Origin of the sequence: Cobetia sp. 29-18-1, assembly GCF_029846405.1 — a bacterium.
Classification (GTDB): Bacteria; Pseudomonadota; Gammaproteobacteria; order Pseudomonadales; family Halomonadaceae; genus Cobetia; species Cobetia amphilecti.
The window spans coordinates 22984-48843 of record NZ_JARWKS010000026.1; the positions used below are offsets into that span (position 1 = coordinate 22984).

19 protein-coding genes are annotated in these 25860 nt (G+C 63.2%); 10 read left to right on the top strand and 9 right to left on the bottom strand.

Annotated features, from left to right (window positions below; genetic code table 11):
• The first annotated feature begins 366 nt into the window (after positions 1–366).
• Positions 367–1122 (top strand): aspartate/glutamate racemase family protein, encoded by a 756-nt coding sequence (locus QD208_RS16105; RefSeq protein ID WP_279837425.1) that lies wholly within the window; start codon positions 367–369, stop codon positions 1120–1122.
• A 99-nt stretch (positions 1123–1221) separates the two neighbouring features.
• On the opposite strand, the gene QD208_RS16110 is transcribed toward QD208_RS16105, so the two are convergent.
• The 3 genes from QD208_RS16110 to metK form a co-directional block, all read right to left on the bottom strand.
• Positions 1222–2493: a sodium:proton antiporter gene (locus tag QD208_RS16110; RefSeq protein ID WP_279837426.1), complete on the bottom strand. Its 1272-nt coding sequence runs from the start codon at positions 2491–2493 to the stop codon at positions 1222–1224.
• Between the two features lie 152 nt (positions 2494–2645).
• On the bottom strand, positions 2646–3149 hold the full coding sequence (locus tag QD208_RS16115; protein WP_043335730.1) for a M48 family metallopeptidase: 504 nt from the start codon (positions 3147–3149) through the stop codon (positions 2646–2648).
• 133 nt (positions 3150–3282) lie between these two features.
• The gene (gene metK, locus QD208_RS16120; protein ID WP_043335733.1) at positions 3283–4503 is read right to left on the bottom strand and encodes a methionine adenosyltransferase; all 1221 of its coding nucleotides are present in this window, start codon (positions 4501–4503) and stop codon (positions 3283–3285) included.
• A 508-nt stretch (positions 4504–5011) separates the two neighbouring features.
• Here metK and tkt point away from each other — a divergent pair.
• From tkt to QD208_RS16160, 8 genes are all read left to right on the top strand, one after another.
• Positions 5012–7006, top strand: coding sequence for a transketolase (gene tkt, locus QD208_RS16125; protein WP_043335737.1), 1995 nt, complete (start codon positions 5012–5014; stop codon positions 7004–7006).
• A gap of 462 nt (positions 7007–7468) precedes the next feature.
• Complete coding sequence (locus QD208_RS16130; RefSeq protein WP_242007714.1) at positions 7469–8578, top strand: glyceraldehyde 3-phosphate dehydrogenase NAD-binding domain-containing protein; 1110 nt, start codon at positions 7469–7471, stop codon at positions 8576–8578.
• On the top strand, positions 8575–9738 hold the full coding sequence (locus tag QD208_RS16135; protein WP_043335739.1) for a phosphoglycerate kinase: 1164 nt from the start codon (positions 8575–8577) through the stop codon (positions 9736–9738). The genes QD208_RS16130 and QD208_RS16135 overlap by 4 nt, the downstream gene beginning before the upstream one ends.
• A 119-nt stretch (positions 9739–9857) precedes the next feature.
• Entirely contained in the window at positions 9858–10922 is a 1065-nt protein-coding gene (fba, locus tag QD208_RS16140) for a class II fructose-bisphosphate aldolase (protein WP_043335741.1), read from the top strand.
• A gap of 189 nt (positions 10923–11111) precedes the next feature.
• A complete protein-coding gene (locus tag QD208_RS16145; protein WP_043335744.1) occupies positions 11112–11486 on the top strand; it encodes a translation initiation factor Sui1 in 375 nt (124 codons plus the stop codon).
• A gap of 51 nt (positions 11487–11537) precedes the next feature.
• On the top strand, positions 11538–11990 hold the full coding sequence (locus QD208_RS16150) for a YbaY family lipoprotein (protein ID WP_279837427.1): 453 nt from the start codon (positions 11538–11540) through the stop codon (positions 11988–11990).
• Positions 11991–12082: 92 nt separating this feature from the next.
• Entirely contained in the window at positions 12083–13003 is a 921-nt protein-coding gene (locus QD208_RS16155; protein WP_153636704.1) for a nuclease-related domain-containing protein, read from the top strand.
• Positions 13004–13152: 149 nt separating this feature from the next.
• Positions 13153–13989: a hypothetical protein gene (locus QD208_RS16160; protein ID WP_279837428.1), complete on the top strand. Its 837-nt coding sequence runs from the start codon at positions 13153–13155 to the stop codon at positions 13987–13989.
• Between the two features lie 119 nt (positions 13990–14108).
• Here the strand turns inward: QD208_RS16160 and QD208_RS16165 are convergent, their stop codons facing one another.
• The 6 genes from QD208_RS16165 to glnA form a co-directional block, all read right to left on the bottom strand.
• Positions 14109–15860 (bottom strand): BCCT family transporter, encoded by a 1752-nt coding sequence (locus QD208_RS16165; protein ID WP_215823615.1) that lies wholly within the window; start codon positions 15858–15860, stop codon positions 14109–14111.
• 441 nt (positions 15861–16301) lie between these two features.
• Positions 16302–17639, bottom strand: a complete 1338-nt coding sequence (locus QD208_RS16170) for a deoxyguanosinetriphosphate triphosphohydrolase (RefSeq protein WP_279837429.1) — start codon at positions 17637–17639, stop codon at positions 16302–16304.
• A 171-nt stretch (positions 17640–17810) separates the two neighbouring features.
• On the bottom strand, positions 17811–19220 hold the full coding sequence (gene glnG / locus QD208_RS16175; RefSeq protein WP_279837430.1) for a nitrogen regulation protein NR(I): 1410 nt from the start codon (positions 19218–19220) through the stop codon (positions 17811–17813).
• Positions 19217–20311 carry a nitrogen regulation protein NR(II) gene (gene glnL / locus QD208_RS16180; protein WP_264158090.1) on the bottom strand — a complete coding sequence of 365 codons (1095 nt, stop codon included), beginning with the start codon at positions 20309–20311 and terminating at the stop codon, positions 19217–19219. The genes glnG and glnL overlap by 4 nt, the downstream gene beginning before the upstream one ends.
• 261 nt (positions 20312–20572) lie before the next feature.
• A complete protein-coding gene (locus QD208_RS16185) occupies positions 20573–21265 on the bottom strand; it encodes a DUF4124 domain-containing protein (RefSeq protein WP_279837431.1) in 693 nt (230 codons plus the stop codon).
• Positions 21266–21725: 460 nt separating this feature from the next.
• A complete protein-coding gene (glnA, locus tag QD208_RS16190) occupies positions 21726–23132 on the bottom strand; it encodes a glutamate--ammonia ligase (RefSeq protein ID WP_043335758.1) in 1407 nt (468 codons plus the stop codon).
• Between the two features lie 642 nt (positions 23133–23774).
• On the opposite strand from glnA, the gene typA reads away from it, so the two are divergent.
• Positions 23775–25583, top strand: a complete 1809-nt coding sequence (gene typA, locus QD208_RS16195) for a translational GTPase TypA (RefSeq protein ID WP_043335760.1) — start codon at positions 23775–23777, stop codon at positions 25581–25583.
• The last annotated feature ends 277 nt before the right edge of the window (positions 25584–25860 follow it).

Consider the following 25860-nt stretch of genomic DNA (forward strand, 5'->3'; position numbering starts at 1 on the left):
GGGCTTGTGGGCCATGGGCCAGTCACGAGGCGTCATGCCTCGCCATACCCTCCCCTTATCAACAAGCGTGCCAGTGAAACACTTGTTGCGGATTTTCAATCTCCAAGCGTTTTCCCCAAGGCCCGATCTGCGTGACACCCCTGCCAGCAACGTCATGTACGTGGCAACTCCTGAGACATCAGGCACCATCAACTTCCGCTGTATTAGCCATATGCACCACAGCAGCGCGCCGACAATGAAACGAACGTTGCGCCAGCGGGTGTCCCCGGACTGGCACGGATGCTGCTCGTGTTTTGTGTGCTCCGCTCGCACGGCCCCGCATCCGGCGCGCGCCGGCACGAGAAAGCCCATCACGAGCCACCCATCATGAGAGAGCCCGCCATGTTGCGTCTCAAGGTCATCAATCCCAACACCAGCCAGGCGATGAGTCAGCAGATGGCGCACTCGCTGCAACGGCAGCTCGCCCGGGACGTCCACCTCGAGGTGCTGACTGCCGAGCATGGCGCTCCCAGCATCGAGACCGCCATTGAGGAAGCCATGGCGGTGGTCGCGCTGCTGGCGCTGATCGCCCGTGATCGTGAGGGCCTGCTGGAGACCCCGCCCGCCGATGGCTATCTGCTGGCCTGCTTCGGTGACCCCGGCCTCGAGGCCGCACGCGAACTGAGCCCCGTGCCGGTGATCGGCATCGCCCAGGCCGCCATGCACATGGCCACACTGGCGGCTCCCTCCTTTGCCATCGTCACCAGCATGACCAGCACGCTGCCGATGTCCGAGCAGCTGCTGGAGCGCTATGCGATGCGCCCTCTGTGCAAGGCGCTGCTGGCCTGTGACGTACCGGTACTCGCGCTGTCCGAGGCGCGCACTCCCCCCGTGCCATTGCTGGAGCGCTGTGAACACGCCAGAGCCAGCGGTGCCGGCAGCATCGTGCTGGGCTGCGCTGCGATGGGGCCGCTGCGTGATGCCATTGCGTCAGAGATCGGCCTGCCGGTGGTCGACCCGCTGCTGGCGGGGCGCGACCTGCTGCTGACCCTGATGCGCCAGCCCGCTGTCGCTCGCGCGAAGCAAGCGGGTGAGGTGAAACCCCTCAGCGGTGTCTTTGCCCGGGGCCTGGCGGCCCTTTGACCCGCCAGCAAACTGCCCTTGGCTGGCGCCTCGCGACCGAAACGAAAACGCCCCCTCACTGCTGCCAGTGAAGGGGCGTTTGCATTGGCCGACTTTGACTCAGTGCTTGTCGTTCGACTCTCCCGCGTGGCTACGATCGCCGACCACCGCCGTCACCAGCTTGCCGATGCTCAACCCCTGCACGAGGATCGAGAACAACACGATGATGTAGGTGGTGACCACCAGCGGCTCGCGGAAGTCGCCTTCGGGAATCGCCAGTGCCAGCGCCACCGAGATACCACCGCGCAGGCCGCCCCAAGTGAGCACGCGCGTGGTGCCGGGGCGGAAGATGTACCAGCGACGCAAGATGCTCAGCGGAAGACCGATCAGCGCCAGGCGCGAGAGCAGGATCACCGCCACCAGCACCAGCGCGATGCCGATCGAGGTCAGCGTGATCGGCATCAGTACCAGTTCGAGGCCGATCAGCACGAACAGCACCGCATTGAGAATCTCGTCGACCAGCTCCCAGAAGCCGTCCAGATAGCGGCGGGTGTTGTCGGACATGGCGCCATCACGCGCCATGTTGCCGATGATCAGCCCCGCCACCACCATCGCGATGGGGCCGGAGACATGCAGCGCCGAGGCCAGCGCATAGCCGCCCAGCACCAGCGCCAGACTCAGCATCACCTCGACCTGATACTGGTCGATGCTGCGCATCAGCTGGTAGACCAGCGCGCCCAGCGCCAGCCCCAGCAGAATGCCGCCACCCGCTTCCTCGAGGAACAAGAGCCCCATGTGGCCGAGCTCGACCTCACCGCTGCCGGCCGACGCCGCACTCAGCAGCGCGGTGAACAGCACCACCGCCACGCCATCATTGAACAACGATTCGCCGACGATGCGGATTTCCATGTCGGCAGGCGCGCCGGCACTGCGCATGATGCCGAGCACGGCGATCGGATCGGTGGGCGAGATCAGCGCACCGAACACCAGGCAATACAGGTAGGGCACCTCGATACCGGCCCACTGGAACAGCCACCAGGCGGCGGAGCCGATCACCAGCGTCGAGATCAGCACGCCCAGCGTGGCCAGCAGGCCGATGGAGCGCCGGTAGGCCTTGAGGCGCGAGAGGTCCACGTGCAGCGCGCCGGCGAACAGCAGGAAGGACAGCATGCCGTCCATCAGCAGGCTGTTGAAGTTGATTCGGCCCAACCAGTCTTCCGCGGTATCGGCCACGACGGTGGTCACCGCGAAGTGATCGAGCCCGATCACGCCCAGCGACAGCACCAGGCCGATGGCCATCACGCCGATGGTCGGCGGCAGGCGCAGGACGCGATGATTGAACCACATGCACACGGCAGTGATGGTGATGAACAGTGCAGCGAGATTGAGCATCCGAAAACGGTCCTTTGCAGTGGCGCCGATACCCCTGATGGCATGACGTCCTTGTCATTCTTTCCAGTTCTTCTGTCGCGTGAGCAGCCGCGTGGCTGTCTGAACTGAGCGTGACTGTCCAGAACGGCTCGTGGCTACCAGAATGGAGGCGGCTACCAGAGATCGCCGTGGCGTTCACGGTGGCAGAGATAGAGACGCAGCTCGAACTCACGTTGATGATACTCCGGCTGCATGTGACAGCAGAGCCGGTAGAACGCCTTGTCGTGGGCCTTCTCGCGCAGATGCGCCAGCTCATGCACCACGATCATGTTGAGCAGTGGCTCCGGCAGGCGCCGGAACAGCGACGAGATACGGATCTCGTTCTTGGCCTTGAGCTTGTTGCCCTGCACCCGCGACACGAAGGTGTGCAGCCCCAGGGCGTTGTCGATGACGTGAATCCGGTCGTCGTAGATCACCTTGCTGATCGGCGCCGAGCTGCGCAGATACTGATTCTTCAGCGCCATGGTGTAGTCATGCAGCGCCCGCGCACCCTGCAGCTGATGAGGCTCGGGATACTTGCCGAGAAAGAAGGCTGCCGTCTTGCCCGACGCCAGCAGTTCACTCGCCTGCTGTTGAATCTCGGGGGCGTAGCCCTTGAGATAGCGTAGATCAGCCACTGGGCATCTCTCCTGTTGCTGTCCGAAGGAGGGCCAGAGACAAGAAAACCCGCCGAGGCGGGTTTTCTTGTCATGGCGCCGAAAGCGAGGGGCGAGACGTCCGCCACCTGCCAGGCCTGTCGAGCTGGCGGATTTACAGGCCAGCGGCAGCCTTGAGACCAGCGGCACGATCGGTCTTTTCCCACGGGAAGGCGGTGAAGGTTTCGGTCTTCTGCTCGCCGCTCACGTCGGTCCAGCTGTAGCTGTGCTCGAACGGCTCACGACCGAAGTGGCCGTAGGCAGCGGTCAGCTGATACATCGGATGCGCCAGGTCCAGCATGGTGGTGATGGCGTACGGACGCAGGTCGAAGTGCTCGCGCACCAGCTCGACGATCTTGGCATCGCTGATCTTGCCGGTGCCGAAGGTGTTGATCGAGACGGAGGTCGGCTCGGCGACACCGATGGCGTAGGAGACCTGGATCTCGCACTTGTCGGCCAGGCCGCTGGCGACGACGTTCTTGGCCACGTAGCGACCGGCATAGGCGGCGCTGCGATCGACCTTGGACGGGTCCTTGCCGGAGAAGGCACCACCACCGTGACGGGCCATGCCGCCGTAGGTGTCGACGATGATCTTGCGACCCGTCAGACCACAGTCGCCCACCGGGCCACCGATGACGAAGTTGCCGGTCGGGTTGATGTGGTATTCGGTGGTCTCGGACAGCCACTCGGCCGGCAGCACCTGCTCGATGATCTCGCGCTTGACCATCGCGCGCAGGTCTTCCTGGGACACTTCCGGGTCATGCTGGGTCGACAGCACGACGGCTTCGACGGCGACGGGCTTGCCGGCTTCGTCGTAGCGGAAGGTGACCTGGCTCTTCGCATCCGGGCGCAGCCACGGCAGCATGCCGTTCTTGCGCAGTTCCGCCTGACGCTCCACCAGACGGTGGGCGTAGTGGATCGGCGCCGGCATGAAGGAGTCGGTCTCGTTGGTGGCGTAGCCGAACATCAGGCCCTGGTCGCCCGCGCCCTGATCTTCCGGCTTGGTGCGATCGACGCCCTGGGCGATATCGATGCTCTGCTTGCCGATCAGGTTGAGGACACCACAGGTCTCGCCGTCGAAGCCGACGTCGGAAGAGGTATAGCCGATATCGGTGATGACACGACGTACCAGCTCCTCGAGATCCACCCACGCGCTGGTGGAGATCTCACCGGCCACGATGGCAACGCCTGTCTTGACGAGCGTTTCGCACGCCACGCGTGCCTGCTTGTCGCGCGCGATGATGGCATCGAGCACGGCGTCGGAAATCTGGTCGGCAATCTTGTCCGGATGCCCTTCGGACACGGACTCGGATGTGAAGAGTGAGTATTCGCTCATTGGTCCTCGACCCTCTTTTCGGATGCGGGGATGATTCGGCCACTGACGGCAGACTGCGTTGACGACCGAGTAGAAACACGCTTGCGGCGCACGATGAAGCTCAACACGGGCGGTTGAGCCTCGGGGGGGCGAGTTTACACGCCACTTATGTGAGTTCCTAGCGCAATGGGGCCCGTGGGGCCGTCCAATCGAGACCTTTTTGCGACAAGCGCTGCACACAGGGTAATAAGCCGTTGCCACCTTTGGACGAGCGCACATCCCGGATGCGATTTGCCGCGCCCTGTCATCTCGGTGACAATACCCGCCCGGAGATCACGCTCGGACGCGAGTCCGCGCGTACAAGGTTCACGCGACGCACTGTCCTTTCCGGCGCACTGTTTCAGGCGCACAGTCCTGAAGGAGACCTAGGCAGCAGCATGCCCTGGCTCTCGGGATGCACTGAGCGTCCGGCGCAGCACGCCGTGATTCATTGCCCCACTCTTGACGCCCGCAGGCGAGGAGCTACTGCATGCCTTCCCGTTTTGACCTGGCCAACGCCATCCGTGCACTTTCCATGGACGCCGTTCAGAAGGCCAAGTCTGGCCACCCCGGCGCCCCCATGGGCATGGCCGACATCGCTGAAGTGCTCTGGAACGACCACCTCAAGCACAACCCGGCCAACCCGAACTGGGCCGATCGTGACCGCTTCGTGCTGTCCAACGGCCATGGCTCCATGCTGCTCTACTCCCTGTTGCACCTCTCGGGTTATCAGCTGAGCCTTGAAGACCTGCAGAACTTCCGCCAGCTGCACGCCAAGACCGCCGGTCACCCGGAATACGGCTACGCGCCGGGCATCGAGACCACTACCGGCCCGCTGGGTCAGGGTCTGGCCAATGCCGTCGGCATGGCGATCGCCGAGAAGACACTGGCGGCGCAGTTCAACCGTCCGGGTCACACCGTCGTCGACCACACCACCTGGTGCTTCCTGGGTGACGGTTGCATGATGGAAGGCATCTCCCACGAGGTCGGCTCGCTGGCCGGCACCCTGGGTCTGGGCAAGCTGATCGCCCTGTATGACGACAACGGCATCTCCATCGATGGCGAAGTCGAAGGCTGGTTCACCGATGACACCGCCAAGCGTTTCGAGTCCTACGGCTGGCACGTCGTCTCCAACGTCGACGGCCACAAGCCGGAAGAGATCAACGCCGCCATCGCCCTGGCCAAGAGCCACGACGACAAGCCGAGCCTGATCATCTGCAAGACCGTGATCGGCTTCGGCTCCCCGAACAAGGAAGGCACCGAGTCCTGCCACGGCGCGCCGCTGGGTGACGACGAAGTCGCTGCCACCCGCGAGAAGCTGGGCTGGACCCACGCGCCCTTCCACGTTCCGGAAGACATCTATCAGGGTTGGGACGCCAGCGAGCGTGGCGCCAAGCTCGAGAGCGACTGGGATGCGCGCTTCGCCCGTTACGCCGAAGCACACCCGGAACTGGCCGCCGAGTTCACCCGTCGCCTGGAAGGCAAGCTGCCGCACGCCCTGACCAGCGAGAAGATGATCGAGGATGCCCAGGCCGCCGGCGACAGCCCGGCCTCGCGCAAGGCGTCCTTCGAGTGCCTGAACCAGCTCGGCCCGCAGCTGCCGGAACTGCTCGGCGGCAGTGCCGACCTGGCCCCGTCCAACCTGACCTTCTGGAAGGGCGCCCAGGCGATCACCCGCGAAGACTTCAGCGGCAACTACCTGCACTACGGTGTGCGTGAGTTCGGCATGGGCGCGATCATGAACGGCGCCGGTCTGCACGGCGGCTTCATCCCGTACGGCGCGACCTTCCTGATCTTCATGGAATACATGCGCAACGCCGTTCGCATGGCCGCCCTGATGGGTCAGCAGGCCGTCTACGTCTTTACCCACGACTCCATCGGTCTTGGCGAAGATGGCCCGACGCACCAGCCGATCGAACAGCTGACCAGCCTGCGCACCACGCCGAACCTGTCCACCTGGCGTCCGGCGGATGCCGTGGAGACCGCGGCAGCGTGGGATGCAGCCATCAAGCGTCACTCCGGCCCGACCGCGCTGATCCTGTCGCGTCAGAACCTGCCGCACCAGAACCGCGACAAGGCCCAGCTGGCCAACATCAGTCGTGGCGGTTACGTGCTGAAGGATGCTGCCAACGGCCAGCCGGAAGTGATCCTGATCGCCACCGGCTCCGAAGTCGGCCTGGCGATGGATGCCGCTGCCGAGCTGGAAGCCGCCGGTCGCGCCGTGCGTGTCGTGTCCATGCCGGCCACCGACCTGTTCGATGCGCAGGACGCGGAATACCGCGAATCCGTGCTGCCGTCTTCCGTCACCGCGCGTGTGGCGATCGAAGCCGGTCATCGTGACTACTGGTTCAAGTATGTCGGCCTGAACGGCGACATCATCGGCATGGAGACCTTCGGGGAATCCGCGCCGGCTGGCGACCTGTTCAAGCACTTCGGCTTCACGGTCGAGAACGTGGTCGAACGCGCCAACAAGCTGCTGGGCTGATCACCGCCTGACCCACCCCGTCGATGACGGAGTGGGATGCAGATCGACGCCGCCGCCTCCCGCTGGGAGCGGCGGCGTTTTCGTCTGTGCGACACTCGAGGAGCCCTCAAGCGTCACCGGCTGTCGCCTGTAGTCGACGTGGCTCACACGAGTCGCGGCTTGATGACACGATTCATCCTGCATGAGCGGTCATTCTCCGGCGATCATGCCCACGACAGACAGCGCAGACGGCGACTACACAACCCCTCCAGTTGGGTAGTGTGACTACGTGCCCTTAGACGAAAAAAACCAGAAATCAGGCGCTTGCGCGCCTTTCGCTCCCTCCGCCCAGCAAAGCGATGCGCTACCATGGACCCCCTGAAAAACACTCGGAACACGACATCCTTGAACCACCAGCCGCCTCTGCCCACCGCCGACGCTCCCCAGGGAGACAAGGCGTCCCGACGCCAGGGAAACGCTCCCTTGCGAGTGGCCATCAATGGCTACGGACGCATCGGTCAGTGTGTGCTGAGAGCGCTGGTAGAACGTGAAGCACGCGGTGAGGCACTGCCGCTGGAAGTGGTCGCGATCAACGAGCTGTCAGACCTGGACACCATCACCTATCTGACCCGCTACGACACCACCCACGGCCGCTTCCCCGGCACGGTGGAACAGCGCGACGGCCAGCTGGTCGTCAACGGCCATGCGATCAGCATCCTGTCCGAGGCCAATCCAGATTGCCTGCCCTGGCGGGCATTGGGGATTGACCTGGTGCTGGAGTGCTCCGGCAGCTTCAAGGACCGCGCCACCGCCGAGCGGCATCTGGCGGCAGGCGCCGGACGGCTGCTGTTCTCCCAGCCCGGCGATACCGACGCCGATGTCGATGCCACCATCGTGTGCGGCATCAACCAGTCGGCGCTGGCCCCCGCCGAGGCAGGGCAGGCAGGCAGCGGCATGCGCATCGTCTCGGCGGCGTCGTGCACCACCAATTGCCTGATTCCGCTTCTGACGGTGCTGGAAGAGGCCTTCGGACTGGAGCGCGGCGTCACCACCACGGTGCACTCGGCGATGAACGACCAGCCGGTGATCGACGCCTACCACCAGACGGACCTGCGCCTGACGCGCTCGGCGATGAGTTCGATCGTGCCGGTGGACACCGGCCTGGCCAAGGGCATCAACCGCCTGATGCCGCACCTGGAAGGACGCTTCGAATGTCTGCACCTGCGCGTGCCGACCATCAACGTGTCCTGCATGGACATGTCCATCGAGGTGAAGCGTGACGTGAGCGCGGATGAGGTCAATGACCTGCTGCGCGAGGCCTGCGCCCAACGCCTGCAGGGCCTGATGGGATTGAGCGAGGAGCCGACGGCTTCCATCGACTTCAACCACGATCCGCGCTCGGGTATCGTGGATGCGACCCAGACCCGTGTTGCCGGCGGCCGGCTGATCAAGATGCTGTGCTGGTTCGACAACGAATGGGGCTTTGCCAATCGCATGCTGGACGTCGCCACCCATTGGCACGCCTGCGAGATGACAACGCCTCTGGCGAGGGAAGCTCTCTCCACCGATTCACGACCAAGGAACCCGTCATGAACGTGCAAACGATGACCGCCCTCGACCTGTCCGGAAAGCGTGTGCTGATCCGCGAAGATCTCAACGTGCCGATCCGCGACGGTCAGGTGACCAGCGACGCGCGCATCCGTGCCAGCCTGCCGACCATCAAGGCGGCACGTGACGCCGGCGCACGCGTGATGCTGATGAGTCATCTGGGCCGCCCCACCGAGGGTGAGCCGGAAGACCAGTTCTCGCTGGCACCGGTCGCGGCACATCTGGGCGAGCTGCTGGGCAGCCCGGTGCGCCTGATCAACGACTACCTCGACACGGCACCGGATGTCGCCGAAGGCGAGGTCGTGCTGCTGGAGAACGTGCGCTTCAACAAGGGCGAGAAGAAGGACGAGGAATCCCTGTCCCGCGCCTACGCCGCGCTGTGCGATGTCTACGTGATGGATGCCTTCGGCACCGCGCACCGTGCCCAGGCCTCGACCCATGGCGTGGCACGCTTCGCTCCGGACGCCTGCGCCGGCCCGCTGCTGGCCGCCGAGCTGGAAGCCCTCGAGAAGGCACTCGCCGCACCGCGTGCGCCGATGGTCGCCATCGTCGGCGGCTCCAAGGTCTCCACCAAGCTGGACGTGCTCAAGGCGCTGTCCGACAAGTGCCATCAGCTGATCGTCGGTGGCGGCATCGCCAACACCTTCATCGCGGCGGCCGGTTACAACGTCGGCAAGTCCCTCTACGAGGCTGACCTGCTCGATACCGCTCGCGCGCTGATGGACAAGGTCGAGATTCCGCTGCCGACCGACGTCGTCGTCGCCACCGAGTTCTCCGACAAGGCCGAAGCCGTCGTGCGCGCCGTCGCCGACGTCCAGGACGACGAGATGATCCTGGATATCGGTCCGGAGACCGCCTCGCGCTTCGGCGCGCTGCTCAAGGACGCCGGCACCATTCTGTGGAACGGCCCGGTCGGCGTGTTCGAGATCGAACAGTTCGCCAATGGCACCGAGCAGCTGGCGATGGCCATCGCCGAGAGCGACGCCTTCTCCATCGCCGGCGGTGGCGACACCCTGGCGGCCATCGACAAGTACGACGTCGAGTCGCGCGTCTCCTACATTTCTACCGGTGGCGGCGCCTTCCTCGAATACGTGGAAGGCAAGGTACTGCCGGCCGTTGCGGCATTGGAAGCCGCAGCAAGCTGAACCCGCCTGTGTCCTCATTGGCGCAGGCTTAGAGTCACGGCCACAAGGTCGCTCCCCGTCAGCTGACGGGGGGCACCCGACGCTTCTCCACTCGATTCCTCAAAAAGACAGGTGATGTCATGGCATTGATCAGCATGCGCCAGATGTTGGACCACGCAGCCGAGTACGGATACGGCATCCCGGCGTTCAACGTCAACAACCTCGAGCAGATGCGCGCCATCATGGAAGCCGCCGATCACACCGATTCCCCGGTGATCGTCCAGGCCTCCGCCGGCGCACGCAAATACGCGGGCGCGCCGTTCCTTCGCCACCTCATCCTGGCTGCGGTGGAAGAATTCCCGCATATCCCGGTGGTCATGCACCAGGATCACGGCACCTCGCCGGCAGTCTGCCAGCGCTCCATCCAGCTGGGCTTCAGCTCGGTGATGATGGACGGCTCGCTGGGCGAAGACGGCAAGACCCCGACCAGCTACGAATACAATGTCGATGTGACCCGTCGCACCGTCGAGATGGCCCACGCCTGTGGCGTGTCCGTCGAAGGCGAGCTGGGTTGCCTCGGCTCGTTGGAAACCGGCATGGCCGGTGAAGAAGACGGCATCGGTGCCGAAGGCAAGCTGGACCACGACCAGATGCTGACCGACCCGGAAGAAGCCGCCGACTTCGTCAAGAAGACCCACGTCGATGCCCTGGCCATCGCCATCGGCACCTCCCACGGCGCCTACAAGTTCACCAAGCCGCCGACGGGTGACACCCTGTCCATCCAGCGCATCAAGGAAATCCACGCCCGCATCCCCGAGACTCACCTGGTGATGCACGGCTCTTCCTCCGTGCCGCAGGACTGGCTGGAAATCATCAACGAATACGGCGGCAAGATTCCGGAAACCTACGGCGTGCCGGTCGATGAGATCGTCGAAGGCATCAAGCACGGCGTGCGCAAGATCAACGTCGACACCGACCTGCGTCTGGCCTCTACCGGTTCCATCCGTCGCTTCATGGCGCAGAACCCGTCTGAATTCGACCCGCGCAAGTATCTGAAGGAATCCGTGAAGGCGATGCGCGACATCTGCATCGCCCGCTACGAAGCCTTCGGTGCCGCCGGTCATGGCAGCAAGATCGACCCGATCAACCTCGAAGCGATGTTCGAGCGTTACAACCGTGGCGAGCTGGACCCGAAGATCAACTGATCGGGCGGCACCCGCCAAGGTCTCCCTGCCAGACTGCCCGCACGCAAGCAGGCCGGGAAAGAAGAGAAAGGCGACCCTTCGGGGTCGCCTTTTTTATGCGCCTCAGGGTGCCAGCCTCTCGCGCACGCAGGTATCCTTTCGAGATTCCGTTTGGCATTGATCATTCATCACCGTATCGCAGGAGACATCATGGCCTCGCTCAAGGATCAACTGTCCGGGCTTGTCTATTCCACCGAACATGGCGCAACCTGCCCTGAGTGTCGGCGTGCCGAAGCCGAGTGCGAATGTGCCGACCTCGCCGAGCGTGAACGCTTGGCAAGCCTCGATGGCGTGGTGCGTATCCGTCGCGAGACCAGCGGTCGCAAGGGCAAGGGCGTGACCACCGTGAGCGGGATTCCGCTCGCCGAGAAGGAACTCAAGGCCCTGGCCAAGACTCTCAAGCAGCGGTGCGGCACTGGCGGCAGCCTCAAGGATGGCATCGTGGAGATCCAGGGCGATCACCGCGAGACGCTCAAGGCTGAACTCACGCGGATGGGCTATACCGTCAAGCTGGCCGGTGGCTGAACGCCTGCTGCGCGCACCTTTGCCTTCCATCTCGCTGCACAAGGGATTTCCATGCTGAACTTCATCACGCCACGCCGGCCTTCGGCTCGCACGCTCTCGCTCTCTGGCCTGCTGCTGGCCACGCTCGGGCTGGGTGGCTGCATGACCGGCCCGGACTTCACGCAGCTGGAGGCGCGCGTGGTGCCACAGCAGGCCTTCACGGCACCGCCGGATGCGATGCTGGAAGTGCGCCTGGTGGATGTCTCCCGCGCCGACGCCGAGGCCGGGCTGATTGCCAGTACCCGCTATGGCGGCCTGCGTGAAGGGCCTTTCCCGGTCAGCCTGCAGTACGACCGCAATGCCATCGAGGAAGGCCATCGCTATGCGCTGCAAGCCGATGTGCGCAGCGAGGGCCGCCTGTATTGGATCAATGACAGCGCGGTGCCGGTACTGGATGACGCCAGTACCTCACAGGGCGAGGTCGAGATCCCGCTCACGCCGCTGCCGCGTGCGCTGGGCCATTGATGGTGCGTGCGCCCGGCCCGATCAGTACGTTTGACTCGACCAGTACGCTCGACTTGACCAGTAGGCCCGTCTCTCACCGATAGGACACCCCAATGGATTGGCTGGAATACCTGTTACCTGTCTTCTTCCTTACCCCTCTGGGTGCCATCGCGCTGGTGGTGCTGGGCATGCGCGGCCTGCATGAGCGGCGCATCCAGTCGCCGCTGACCCGCCGCCAGCTGCGTGAACCGGGCCAGAGCCTGCGCGATCGTCTCGACGAGGCCTTCCAGGCGCTGTTTCTCGACGGGGCGCTCGGCCCGCTCATCACCTTGAGTCCGCTGGTCTACGGCATGGGGCGCATGGTGTTCGGCGAAGAGCAGAACTGGCTTGAGTGGGCCGCCTACGGTCTGGCCTGTGCGCTGCTGGTGCTGGTGTTCGCGCTGCGCCTGACGCGTCACTTCCAGCGCATCCGCAAGCTCAAGCTGGGGCTGGCCTGCGAGCTGTCCATCGGTCAGGAACTCGACCAGCTGATCCGCCCGGAACAGCTGACCAGCATGGTCTATCACGACGTGCCGGCCGATGGTTTCCATATCGATCATCTGGTGGTCACCCCCGCCGGCGCCTATGCCATTCGCACCAAGGCGCGCTCGCGGCCGCTGGATGCGCTGGGCGCACTCAAGGATGAGGTCAAGCTCAAGGATGGTCGCCTGTACTTCCCGGGCTATCGCGAGCGCAAACCGCTGCGCGAGACACGTACCGCACGCGACTGGACGGCCGCCTGGCTGAAGCGTGAATGCGGTGTCGACGTGCCGGTGAAGGGGCTGCTGGCGCTGCCGGGCTGGCAGATCGTGCGCGAGGGGACCCAGCGCGAGAATGACCCCGAAGTCGTCAATGGCGAGGGCCTCGCCGAGTGGCTGAGCACCCATTGCATGGCTCCCGAAGAGGGTTGCCCGACCCTGGATGACGCCCTCAAGCAGCGCATCAACGAGGCGATTCTCGACCGCGTCCAGGCCGAGCGCCTCGCCACCAGTTGATCCTCCGCCATGCTCCGACCCCTCGGAGCATGGCCGCGCCAGACAAAGGCTTGCCAAGGCGCCCCGCCCGGCGTTAAATACGCGCCGGTCCAGCCTTGGCAACCTTATCGCGCTATCGCAATGATGGCGCTCTTGGCGACATATCCCGCATGAAACTCATCACCTTCGACGCTTTTCGTACCCTCGGCATTCCCGGTGTTCGTTATATCAAGCCGGAGCGCATGCTGGATCACCTCGACGAGGTCCGCGCCGCCGACATCCTGCTGTTTCCCGAATACTGGCAGATCACCACCCTGGTCTACGGGCTCGGCAAACGCATCTTCCCCAGCCTGCCCAGCTACGCGATCGGCCACGACAAGGTCGAGCAGACACGCGTCTTTCAGGCCATCTGCCCGGACAATGTGCCACCGACCGAGATTCGCGGCGCCAGCCGTCAGGCAATCGACGATATCGAGGCGCGCTTCGGCTACCCGCTGATCGTCAAGGAAGTCAAAAGCTCGATGGGCGTCGGCGTGAAGCTGATCCAGTCGCGAGGCGAGCTGGAGGCGCATGCGGCGGAGCATCCGGTGCTGTATGCCCAGCCGCGCCTGGAGATCGACCGCGACCTGCGCATCGTGGTGGTGGGTGGCGAAGTCATCACCGCCTACTGGCGCGTCACGCCGCTGGGTGGCTATCGCTCCAATGTCAGTCAGGGCGGCGAGACGGCCTACGACAATATCCCGGCCCCCGCCATCGCCCTGGCCCTGCACCTGGCCGAGGCACTGAGTGTCGATCATGCCGGCTTCGATATCGCGATGGTCGATGGCCATCCGCTCGTGTTCGAGTTCAACCGCCTGTTCGGCAATCAGGGCATCCCGGACAGCTCGCGGCGCATCGGTGCCGCCATCCTCCGCCATCTGGCGCTCGACAGCAGCGACAACGACCCGACGCCACCGCTACTGACGCCGCGCCGCGTGCGCCGCACGACACTCAAGGAGACCGGCTGACATCTTGCGGGCGCGTCATCACGCTGCCCCTTGCCTGCCCTGAACGACAAGACGCCGCCCAATGGGCGGCGTCTTGTCGTCTGACACTGGCCGTTCAACTGGCCGGCCGGCTCATCTCCTCACAGGCGTGAGGGACGGCTGTGCGGGTCGCCTTCGATATGATCCTTGGGCGGGTCCTGCCGCGGCTTGCCTGCTGCCGGCACGTCCTCGTCGGGTATTTCCCAAGTGCCGTCTTCGGTCCAGGGGTCGTCTGCCGGGAATTCCTCGATGTTGATTTCCTTGACCGTGTAATCCGGCTGGTAGCGCAGGTCATAGTGCGCGGCGCGCACGATGGAGATGCACAGCATCAAGGCCACTGCCAATAGCGGAACACCCCCGATGATGGAGGCCGTCTGCAGGGTCTCCAGCCCGCCGATGAACATCAGCACGATGGGCATGAACGACAGGGCGAAGGCCCAGAACAGGCGGTTCCAGCGCATCGGCTCTTCATCGACTTCCTTCTGGACCACAGCGGCCAGAATGTAGGAGATGGAGTCGAAGGTGGTCGCGGTGAAGATCAGCGCCAGCAGCGTGAAGGCGAAGATCACCACGTAATCCAGCGGCAGCGTGTGCAGCATCGCGAAGATGGCCGCAGTCGGGCTCTGGTCATTGAGGATGGTGACCACGTCCAGCTCACCGGACAGCTGCAGGTAGAGGCCGTAGTTACCCATCACCATGAAGAACAGGAAGCAGCCCATGGTGCCGAAGAACATTGAACCGGCGACCATGGCGCGGATGGTGCGGCCCCGCGAGATACGCGCGATGAACAGCCCCACGCTGGGCGCGAACACCAGCCACCAGGCCCAGTAGAAGATGGTCCAGTCCTGCGGGAAGTGCGTGTCCTCGAAGCCCTTGAACTCGGCGAACGGCTCAAGCCAGGTGGCCATGTGGATCAGATTGCTCATCACGCGGCCCAGCGCATCAAGACCGGTATTGGCCATGAACAGGGTCGGCCCCGCGATGAAGATGAACAGCAACAGGCCGACCGCCAGCCAGAAGTTGATGTCTGACAGCAGCTTGATGCCCTTCTTGAGGCCCACGTAGGCGCTGTAGCCGAACAGGGCGGTACACACCAGCAGCACCACGATCTGCGTGGTCAGCGACTTGGGCACCCCGAACAGCTCATGCACCCCCTCGTTGATCATCGGTGCCGCCAGACCCAGGGTGGTCGCACCGCCACCCAGCATGCCGAAGATGAAGCTGATATCGATCAGCTTGCCCAGCCAGCCATGCGCCAGCTTTTCACCCAGCACCGGCATCAGCGCCTCGGAAATCTTCAGCACGCTGTGGTGACGCACGTAGTAGAAATAGGCGATCGGCACGGCGGGAATCAGGTAGATCGCCCATGCCAGCGGGCCCCAGTGGAAGATACCGTAGGCCGCGGCCCATTCCGCTGCCTCCGGTGTCTGGCCTTCCACATGGAATGGGGGCGACTGGTAGTAGTAGACCCACTCGATCATCGACCAGTACAGGATGGAGGCCCCGATACCGGCACAGAACAGCATCGCCGCCCATGAGACGATGGAGAATTCGGGCTTCTCCTCGGCATCACCGAGCTTTATCTGACCGATGTCGCTGAAGATGATGTAGATCATGAAGCCGCCGGCCCCCACGCCGAGCAGCAGATAGAGCACGCCGAGCTTGCTGGTGACGAAGTTCTTGGCCGCCGATACCCACATCGCGCCCTGCTCGGGGAAGATGACCAGGGGCAGCGTCACTGCCAACAGCAGGAAGATCGAGCCGAAGAAGGTCGGCTTGTCGATCATGTCGAAGGGCTTTTCCGGCCGATCCCCCGCCGTCTTGGCGGATACCTTTCGGGTTTCCTTGCTCATATATAAGCCTCATTTATCGTTATTGCCATGCATGATAACAGCTTATCATGAGTGATTGCGATACACGCATCCCCACTGCGTACAATCCTAGTACAACGATCCAAGCGGCTACGTAAAGTTAATTTAACGCAAGCAAGTCATTTATTAGCGCATGACAGGCCTTGGCGTTAAGGCCAAGGGAGGAACAGGAAGCACGACGACAGAGCTGGCAGCGACAGGCAAATCAGCAGGAAAGGCACAGTCAGCACGACCCAGAACAGGCAGCGCAGAGGTGGGCAGCCCCAGAGGTGGGCAGCCCCAGAGGGGTAAGACGCAGGGGAGACGCAGGAAAAGCGGCAGATGTCAGGCCGGAGAGCAGGCATCCACCAGGGAACGGCACTGCTGCCGTTCCCTGGTGGAAATAATCAGGCTTGAGATGATCGAGCTGATGGTGCCTCGCTCTCAGTCGCCGCGCAGACGGCCGCCCATCTCCTGGGCGAGATCCACCGCGAAGTGGTCCGTCATGCCGCCGATGAAATCGAGCATGCGCCGATAGCTGCGGTAGAGATCCCAGTCCTTGGTCGGCGTGTTCTCGCCGATCAATGCCAGCACACGTTGATGCTTGAAGCTGGAGCGCCCCTTGGTATGCAACTCATGCGCAGCGCCGATGAAGGCCTCGAGCAGGATACCCAGCGTGGTGTAGGCGCCGATCTCCAGCTTGGCCTTGCGCTCGTTGCGGAAGATCTTCTGGCGCGCCAGATTCTTGGCTTCCCGCACGCCCCAACCGAGGTCGGGGTGGCACAGGTCGAGCAGGTCTTCACTGAGCGTGCCGGCCAGCAGTTCCGTCTCGCGCTGCACGAAAGCCTCGGCGACATCATTGACGGCACGCTCCATCGCCGCGCCTCTCAGCGCCGCCACCTTGCGCCGCTGGGAGGTGCCGCGGGCGACCATCTCCTGGTATTCGCGGGGCTCGCCACCGCTGATGCCGGTGAGAATCTCGAACACTTCCTCGAACTGCAGGATGCCCATCTCGAGGCCATCTTCCAGGTCCAGCAACGCATAGCAGATATCATCGGCGGCCTCGACCAGCCACGCCAGCGGGTGACGGCACCAGCGGCCATCGGCCCGCGCCAGCAACCCGCAACGCTCGGCGACCTGATCCAGCAGCACGCGCTCGCTCTGATAACAGCCGAACTTGCCGCCGGCCGTGGCGTGCTCCACCGTCCACGGGTACTTGAGCAGCGTGCCCAGCGTCGCTGCCGTCAGGCGCATGCCGCCATGGAACTGGTTGTATTCGATCTGGGTGACGATGCGAAAGCCCTGGGCATTGCCTTCGTAGGTGAGCAGGTCCTCATGCTCTGCATCGCTCAGCCCGGCCAGCCGACCGTGATCACTGGCGGCCTCGGCGGCGAACCAGTCGCGGATGGCGTACTCCCCGGCGTGGCCGAAGGGCGGATTGCCGATGTCATGCCCCAGGCAGCCGGTCTGGACGATGACGCCGAGATCCGACGGTGTGATCCAGTCGGGCAACTGCTCCTTGAGCTTCTCGCCGACCATCATGCCCAGCGAGCGACCGACGCAGCCGACTTCCAGCGAGTGGGTGAGGCGCGTGTGGATGTGGTCGTTGTCGGTCAGCGGGTGGACCTGGGTCTTGCGCCCCAGGCGACGGAAGGAGCCCGCGAACACGATGCGATCGTGGTCCTTGTGGAAGGGAGTCCGCCCCATCTCACGCGATACGGTGCCCGGTGCGTCATGCAGGCGACTCGGTTCCAGCAGTCGCTCCCAGCTCATCGATGACATCAGGCAACTCCTTGGCAGGCGCCGAGCACTGGCGCCGGCGAGCAGATAACAGGTGAATGACGCGCATAAAAAAAGAGAACAGGGATTGTGGCACCCTGTTCTCCTTGTCTCCAGCCCGCTCAGGCCATACTCAGCTCGCCAAGGCTATCCCCAAACCTGCTCAGGCTGTCCTCAGTCCTCGGCCAGCGCCGGCAGCAGCACCTTGAGCTTGCGGGTCAGGGTGTTGCGGCCCCAGCCCAGCAGCTCGGCGGCTTCGCCCTTGCGGCCACCGGTATGCTTGAGAGCCGTCTCGATCAGGATGCGCTCGAAGTCGGGCACCGCCTCTTCCAGCAGATGGGTGTGGCCGGCGGCGAGTGCGCGGTCCGCCCACTCGCGGAAGGCACCACGCCAATCGCCGGAGGCCGCCTCGGTGCCGCTGGCATCGCGCAGCTCCGGCGGCAGGTCCTCGATCATCACTTCACGCCCCGAGGCCATCACCGTCAGCCAGCGACAGGTGTTCTCGAGCTGGCGCACGTTGCCCGGCCAGTCGAAGCGCGTCAGGTGTTTCTCCGCGGCCTCCGTCAGCACCTTGGGCTCAGTCGACAGCTCACGCGCGGCCTCGCCCAGGAAGTGGCTCATCAGGCGCGGAATGTCTTCGCGACGCTCCGACAGGCGCGGCAGGTGCACGCGAATCACGTTGAGGCGATGGAAGAGATCCTCACGGAAACGCCCATCCTCGACCAGCTTTTCCAGGTGCTGGTGCGTCGCGGCGATGATGCGCACGTCGACCTTGACCGGCGTGATGCCACCGACACGATAGAACTCGCCATCGGCCAGCACGCGCAGCAGGCGGGTCTGGGTCTCGGCGGGCATGTCACCGATCTCATCGAGGAACAGCGTGCCGCCATCGGCCTGCTCGAAGCGCCCGCGGCGCAGCGCCGTGGCGCCAGTGAAGGCGCCCTTCTCGTGGCCGAACAGCTCCGATTCCATCAAGTCCTTGGGAATCGCGGCCATGTTGAGCGCGATGAACGGCTTGGCGGCGCGCGGCGAGTGCTGATGCAGCGCCTGGGCCACGCGCTCCTTGCCGGTACCGGACTCGCCGTTGATCAAGACGGTGATATGCGACTGTGACAGGCGGCCGATGGCGCGAAAGACCTCCTGCATCGCCGGCGCTTCGCCGATGATTTCCTTGGTCAGCCCTTCCGGCACGGCGGCGGGCGCCTTGGATTCACGGGCATGTGCCACGGCGCGCCGTACCAGCGCCAGCGCTTCATCGACATCGAACGGCTTGGGCAGGTATTCGAAGGCGCCGCCCTGATAGGAGGCCACGGCGCTGTCGAGGTCGGAATGCGCCGTCATCACGATGACGGGCAGGTCCGGGTATTTCTCGCACACGCGCGCCATCAGGTCGAGACCATCGGTTCCGGGCATGCGGATATCGGTGATCAGGACATCCGGGCACTGGCGCATGATGCTGGCTTCGGCCTGATCGGCACGCTCGAAGGTTTCCACCTCGAGGTCGGGTTGTGCCAGAGCGCGCTCCAGCACCCAGCGAATGGCACGGTCGTCATCGACGATACAGACGCGGGCAGTCTCGCTCATGTGTGATCTCCAGAAGTGCCGGCTAGCGGAATGAGTAATCGGAATTCGGTATGGCCGGGGCGCGAGTCACACTCGATCAGCCCCTGATGCTGGTGCAGGATGCCCTGGGCGATCGACAGCCCGAGCCCTGAGCCTTCGGCGCGCCCCGAGACCATCGGGTAGAACAGCGTCTCGCGCAGGCTCTCCGGAATGCCGGGGCCGTTGTCGATGATCGCCAGCTCGCAGACCAGCCGGTGGCGCTCATGGCCCAGCGTGAACTGCCGGCGAGCGCGGGTCCGCAGCGTGATCTCGTAGGGGGCGGCGTCAGGCTGCGGTGAATCGGGCTGTGGCTGCTCATTGAGGGCCTGGGTGGCATTGCGCGCGATGTTGAGCACCGCCTGGATCAGCTGACCTTCGTCGCCGATCACCTCCGGCAGGCTCGGGTCGTAGTCGGCGCTCAAGGTGATGGCGCTGCCTTCCGCCTGCAGCAAGGCCCGCACCCGCTCGGTCACCGCATGCACATTGACCGGCGCCTGCAGCGGCGGCCGGTTCGGCCCGAGCATGCGATCGACCAGATCACGCAGGCGGTCCACCTCCTCGATGATGATGCGCGTGAATTCCACCATCTGCGGTTCGGGCAGGTCACGTTCGAGCAGCTGGGCGGCGCCACGAATGCCGCCGAGCGGATTCTTGACCTCATGCGCCAGACCACGCGTCAGCACCTTGACCGCCTCCTGGCGGGCGATCAGCGCTTCCTCGCGCGAGATCTGCATCAGGCGGTCACGCGGTTCTATCTCGACCAGCAGTTCATTGGCGCTGATGGGCGTCGCGGTGAAATCCACCGTCAGCGCTTCATTGGCCGCGTTGATGATCTCGGCCTCACGCTGGGTGTAGGGGTGCTGTTCCTCCAGCGCCTTGCGCAGCACATTGATCAGGGTGTCATCCAGCCCGGTCATGTTGTCGGGCGTACTGCCCTTCACACGCACCAGACTCACCGCCAGCAGCGTCTCCGCGGCGGGATTCATCCAGACCATCTGCAGCTGTGAGTCCAGCACCACCACGGCAGTGTTCAGGTGTTCGAGCAGTCGTTGATGCATGGGTTTGTTCGCCATCTGCAGTACGTCTCCCTGTTCTGCAATAACCGCGCCAGTCTGGTGCAGGCACCGAGAACACGGCGTCCGATGCTGTGCAACCATTTCTGGCTCCGTATATTGGCACCAAAATGGTGCAGGCGGAAAATCGCGCTCGAATCCGCGTTGCCTCACTTCACCGCCAGGCGGCCCGACATCGACTGGTCCGGACACGAAAAAGCCGCCCGAAGGCGGCCTGTCAGCGAAGGAGAAACGCGCGAAGCAAAGGGCGCCCAGACGCTGCTAGCCACCGCCAGCATTGGCAGGGTTGTTGGGGTTGCGAGGCAGATTGACGCTGGCGCGCTGCACATAGACCACCTTCGGCTCGCTGGTCTGGCGCACGCGGCCGGTGGAATCCAGCAACTCCGCCTGGATGACATGCTTGCCACGCTCCAGCGCCGGCACCATGAAGACGGTGCTGTGCATGGCGGATTGAGACGGCGCACCGTCCACGGTCACGCGCACCTTGTCTTCCGGGCGCAGCTTGGGCTCGATCCCCAGGCGCACCGCCAGATTGCCCGCCTGCCCGGTCTGCAGCGTCTCCTCGTTGGACGGGCTCTGGATGGTGAAGGTGGTATAGCCACGGAAGGCCACATCTACCGCAGGCGCCCGGGTGCGGGTGCTCTCGCTGGATGAGGAAGAAGTCACGCGCGACGGCGTGCTGCGTCGCGGCGGCAAGGATTCCGTCGACGGCACCACGCTGAGCGGCGTCAGCTGCACCTTGCTGCCGCCCGCAGGCTGATCACTGAAGACGACGTTGCCGTTGGCATCGACGTGACGATAGACCTGGGCCGCCTGAAGATCGAACGACAGGCTCGACAGCATCAGCGTCGCTGCCAGCAGCAGGCACTGCAGTGGCTCGGGGCGCGCTGCTGGCAGTGCACGCGAGTCAGTCGCGGGGTTCGCGACGCGCAGGGAGGATACGAAGGGCCACATCCGAAGATTCCTGAAGAGAGTCATGGGAGGCCAGAAGCCGCAGGCAGCTCCAGCGGGTTGGGTCTATCGACAGGCGATCCTGCTGCCTGATGACAAGGCTAACAAGTTACAAAGCTTACCGCGTTGATGCCAGCATTTGGGGCCTTCGACAAGATGCCTGTGTGCATTGACTGTCACGCAAGGCTACCACCGCGCCCTGCATATCTGTCAGCAGCATGGCCGATCTCAGGGAAAAGGATCAGGGGCAGAGCAAAGGAGCAAAGGATCAGAGCAAAGAGATAGAACGAAGCAGGACCATAATGACAAACAGGGCCACAGCGAAAACAGGGCCACAACGAAAAACAGGGCCACACCTGTCGGTATGGCCCTGCTGTCGTCATCGTCGTGGGCTTGCCTTCACCGGGAAGGCACTCCGTCAGATGGCGTGACTAGCGAATGTCTGCCTCAACCCCGGCAGTACTTAGACGCTGTAGTACATGTCGAATTCGAGCGGGTGAGTCGCCATGCGCAGGCGCTGGACGTCTTCGCCCTTCAGCTCGAGGTAGGCATCGATCATGTCGTCGGTGAAGACGCCGCCCTGGGTCAGGAACTCACGATCGCCGTCCAGCGCGGTCAGGGCCTGTTCGAGGCTCTCGGCCACGGTCGGGATAGACTTGGCTTCTTCGGCCGGCAGGTCGTAGAGGTTCTTGTCCATCGCGTCGCCCGGGTGGATCTTGTTCTTGATACCGTCGATACCGGCCATCAGCATCGCGGAGAACGCCAGGTACGGGTTGGCCGTCGGATCCGGGAAGCGCGCCTCGACACGCTTGCCTTTCGGGCTGGCGGTGTACGGGATACGGATGGAAGCGGAACGGTTGCGGGCAGAATAGGCCAGCATGACCGGCGCTTCGAAGCCCGGCACCAGACGCTTGTAGGAGTTGGTGGACGCATTGGTGAAGGCGTTCAGGGCACGAGCGTGCTTGATGATGCCGCCAATGTAGTAGAGGGCCATTTCGGACAGACCCGCGTACTCGTCACCGGCGAACTGGTTGTCGCCATCCTTCCAGAAGGACTGGTGAACGTGCATGCCGGAACCGTTGTCACCGACCAGCGGCTTGGGCATGAAGGTCGCGGACTTGCCGTAGGCGTGAGCCACGTTGTGGATCACGTACTTGAGTTCCTGAACCTCATCGGCCTTCTTGACCAGGGTGTTGAACTTGACACCGATCTCGTTCTGGCCGGCGTTCGCCACTTCGTGGTGGTGAACTTCGACTTCCTGACCGATGGCTTCCAGGGTGTTGCACATGGCAGCACGGATATCGTGGAAGCTGTCGATCGGCGGGACCGGGAAGTAGCCGCCCTTCAGACGCGGACGGTGACCCAAGTTGCCGCCTTCCGGCGTGGAATCGGTCGCCCAGGCACCTTCTTCGGAAGAGATCTTGAACATGGAACCGTTCATCTCGTTCTTCCAGTGCACTTCGTCGAAGATGAAGAATTCCGGCTCCGGACCGAAGAAGGCGGTGTCGCCCAGACCGGTGGACTTCAGGAATTCCTCGGCACGCTTGGCGACGGAACGCGGGTCGCGCTCATAGCCCTGCATGGTGGCCGGCTCGATGACGTCACAGCGCAGCACCAGGGTGGTGTCTTCGGTGAACGGGTCGAGGAAGGCAGTGCCGTCGTCCGGCATCAGGATCATGTCGGATTCGTTGATGCCCTTCCAACCTTCGATGGAGGAACCATCGAACATCTGGCCGTTCTCGAAGAATTCCTCATCCACTGTACGCGCCGGGATGGAGACGTGCTGCTCCTTGCCCTTGGTGTCGGTGAAGCGCAGATCAACCCACTTGACTTCGTGTTCTTCAATCAGGGCAAGTGTCTTCTCAGCCATGGTAATTCTCCGATGGAGCCGGCGGCTCTGGTTACAGTTGGTGTCAGCGTTGTCTGGGGTTATTGCTCTATTTTGTAAGCCTTTTCTCTCATGGTCGGCGTCGTTATGCCAGCCATCAGACAGGATGCTCTAACAATGCAGCGAGCGTGCCAGAATGGCGCACGCCGCAGCGCTAATCTCAGTAAGTTAATGAATATGCTGAAAAAAAACATCACCATCTTCATGCATGCAGCACGAAAACCCGACCAAAGATGGGCCGACAAGGTGCAAAAATTCTTGCCGCGCAGTGCAGATTCATCATTTGAGTGCACCAAAAAACGCCATTGCTCCACATTGGTGCAAAACACTGAATCCCGGGGATTTCTCCGCTCACACCCGATGATCACGTCAGCATCACATTGCGGTCATTTCTTTCTTTCATCCTCATGTTTGCCTCGACTCACAAGTTTTTTTCATCCGCGACAAGGGCGCGGAAAAGACTTGAGAGACAACCATTTGGGCACTTCAGGCCAATTGAAGGCACTCGCTGACTCGCCTCGTGAATGCACGATGCTGGCAGGAGGCATGCCATGCCCCCTATAATGCGCCCCAAATCACAAGCGCCCGGTACGCGAGCGCCCATTTTCCGCACAGGTTCCCGTCGTGATCGAGAAACTTCGCAACATAGCCATCATCGCCCACGTTGACCACGGTAAAACTACCCTGGTCGACAAGCTCCTGAGTCAGTCTGGCACCCTGGACCGCAAGGCCGAGGGTCAGGAACGCATCATGGATTCCAACGACCAGGAAAAAGAGCGCGGCATCACCATTCTCGCGAAGAACACCGCGATCCAGTGGAACGACTACCACATCAACATCGTGGATACCCCTGGGCACGCTGACTTCGGTGGCGAAGTCGAGCGCGTGATGTCCATGGTCGATTCCGTGCTGCTGCTGGTCGATGCCGTCGATGGCCCGATGCCGCAGACTCGCTTCGTGACCCAGAAGGCATTCGCCCAGGGCCTGAAGCCGATCGTCGTCGTCAACAAGATCGACCGTCCGGGCTCTCGTCCTGACTGGGTCGTTGACCAGATCTTCGATCTGTTCGACAACCTGGGCGCGACTGACGAGCAGCTCGACTTCCCGATCATCTACTGCTCTGCCCTCAACGGCATTGCCGGTATGGATCCGGAAGACCTGAAAGACACCATGGACCCGATGTTCCAGTCCATCGTCGACATCGTCGAGCCGCCGAAGGTCGAGCTGGACGGTCCGTTCCAGATGCAGATCTCCGCACTGGACTACAACAGCTACGTCGGCGTCATCGGTCTGGGTCGCATCAAGCGCGGCGCCGTCAGCCCGGGTCAGCAGGTTTCCATCATCACCAAGGAAGGCGCTGTCCGTAAGGGCAAGATCGGCCAGGTCATGACTCACATGGGTCTGGACCGCGTGCAGACCGACAAGGCGACTGCCGGCGACATCGTCTGCATCACCGGTATCGAGAACCTCGCGATCTCCGACACCATCTGCGACACCGCCACTGTCGAGGCGCTGCCGCCGCTGACCGTCGATGAGCCGACCGTCTCCATGACCTTCCAGGTCAATGACTCTCCGTTCGCCGGTCAGGACGGCAAGTTCGTCACCAGCCGCAACATCCGTGAGCGTCTGGACCAGGAACTGATCCACAACGTCGCACTGCGCGTCGAACAGGGCGAGACTCCGGAGAAGTTCGTCGTCTCCGGTCGTGGTGAGCTTCACCTCTCCGTTCTGATCGAATCCATGCGTCGTGAAGGCTTCGAGCTGGCCGTGGGCCGTCCGGAAGTGATCATCAAGGAAATCGACGGCAAGAAGCAGGAGCCGTACGAAGAAGTCATCATCGACTGTGAAGAGCAGCACCAGGGCTCCATCATGGAAGAGCTGGGCTACCGCAAGGGCGAGCTGACCAACATGAACCCGGATGGCAAGGGTCGTGTGCGTCTGGACTTCATCATCCCGTCTCGCGGTCTGATCGGCTTCCGTGGTCAGTTCCTGACCCTGACCTCCGGTACCGGCATCCTGACCAGCCGCTTCGATCACTACGGTGATCTGAAGGAAGGCGCAGGCGTCGAGCGTCGCAACGGCGTCATGATCTCCATGGTGCCGGGCAAGGCGCTGTCCTACGCCCTGTACACCCTGCAGGAACGTGGCAAGCTGATCATCGGTCACGGTACCGAAGTCTATGAAGGCATGCTGGTCGGTATCCACAACCGCGCCAACGACCTGGTCGTGAACCCGACCAAGGCCAAGAAGCTCGATAACATGCGTTCTACCGGCAACGATGAAAACATCGTGCTGACGCCGCCGATTCGCTTCACCCTGGAACAGGCGATCGAGTTCCTGGATTCCGATGAGCTGGTGGAAGTCACTCCGCTGCACATCCGTATCCGCAAGAAGTACCTGAAAGAGAACGAGCGCAAGCGCGCCAGCAAGTAAGCTGGCCCAGCCAGCCCCCTGCCTGATGGCAGGGGGCATCGTGCTCAAACGCAAAAGACCCGCCAACTCGGCGGGTCTTTTGCGTTTGAGCACTTTTCGCTGTTGCCGCAAAGGGCAGCATGACCATCTATCTAATACTTATGAATGTCATTGCAGGAAGTGCGTCGCTATTAGGGCTCGCAGAATAAGGGAACTTTGCGCGATACCTTGGCCTGAGGCATCTCTAAGGAAGCGATGATCAATTCGGTTCTGCGCGGTTTAAGCGCTCAGACTGGTG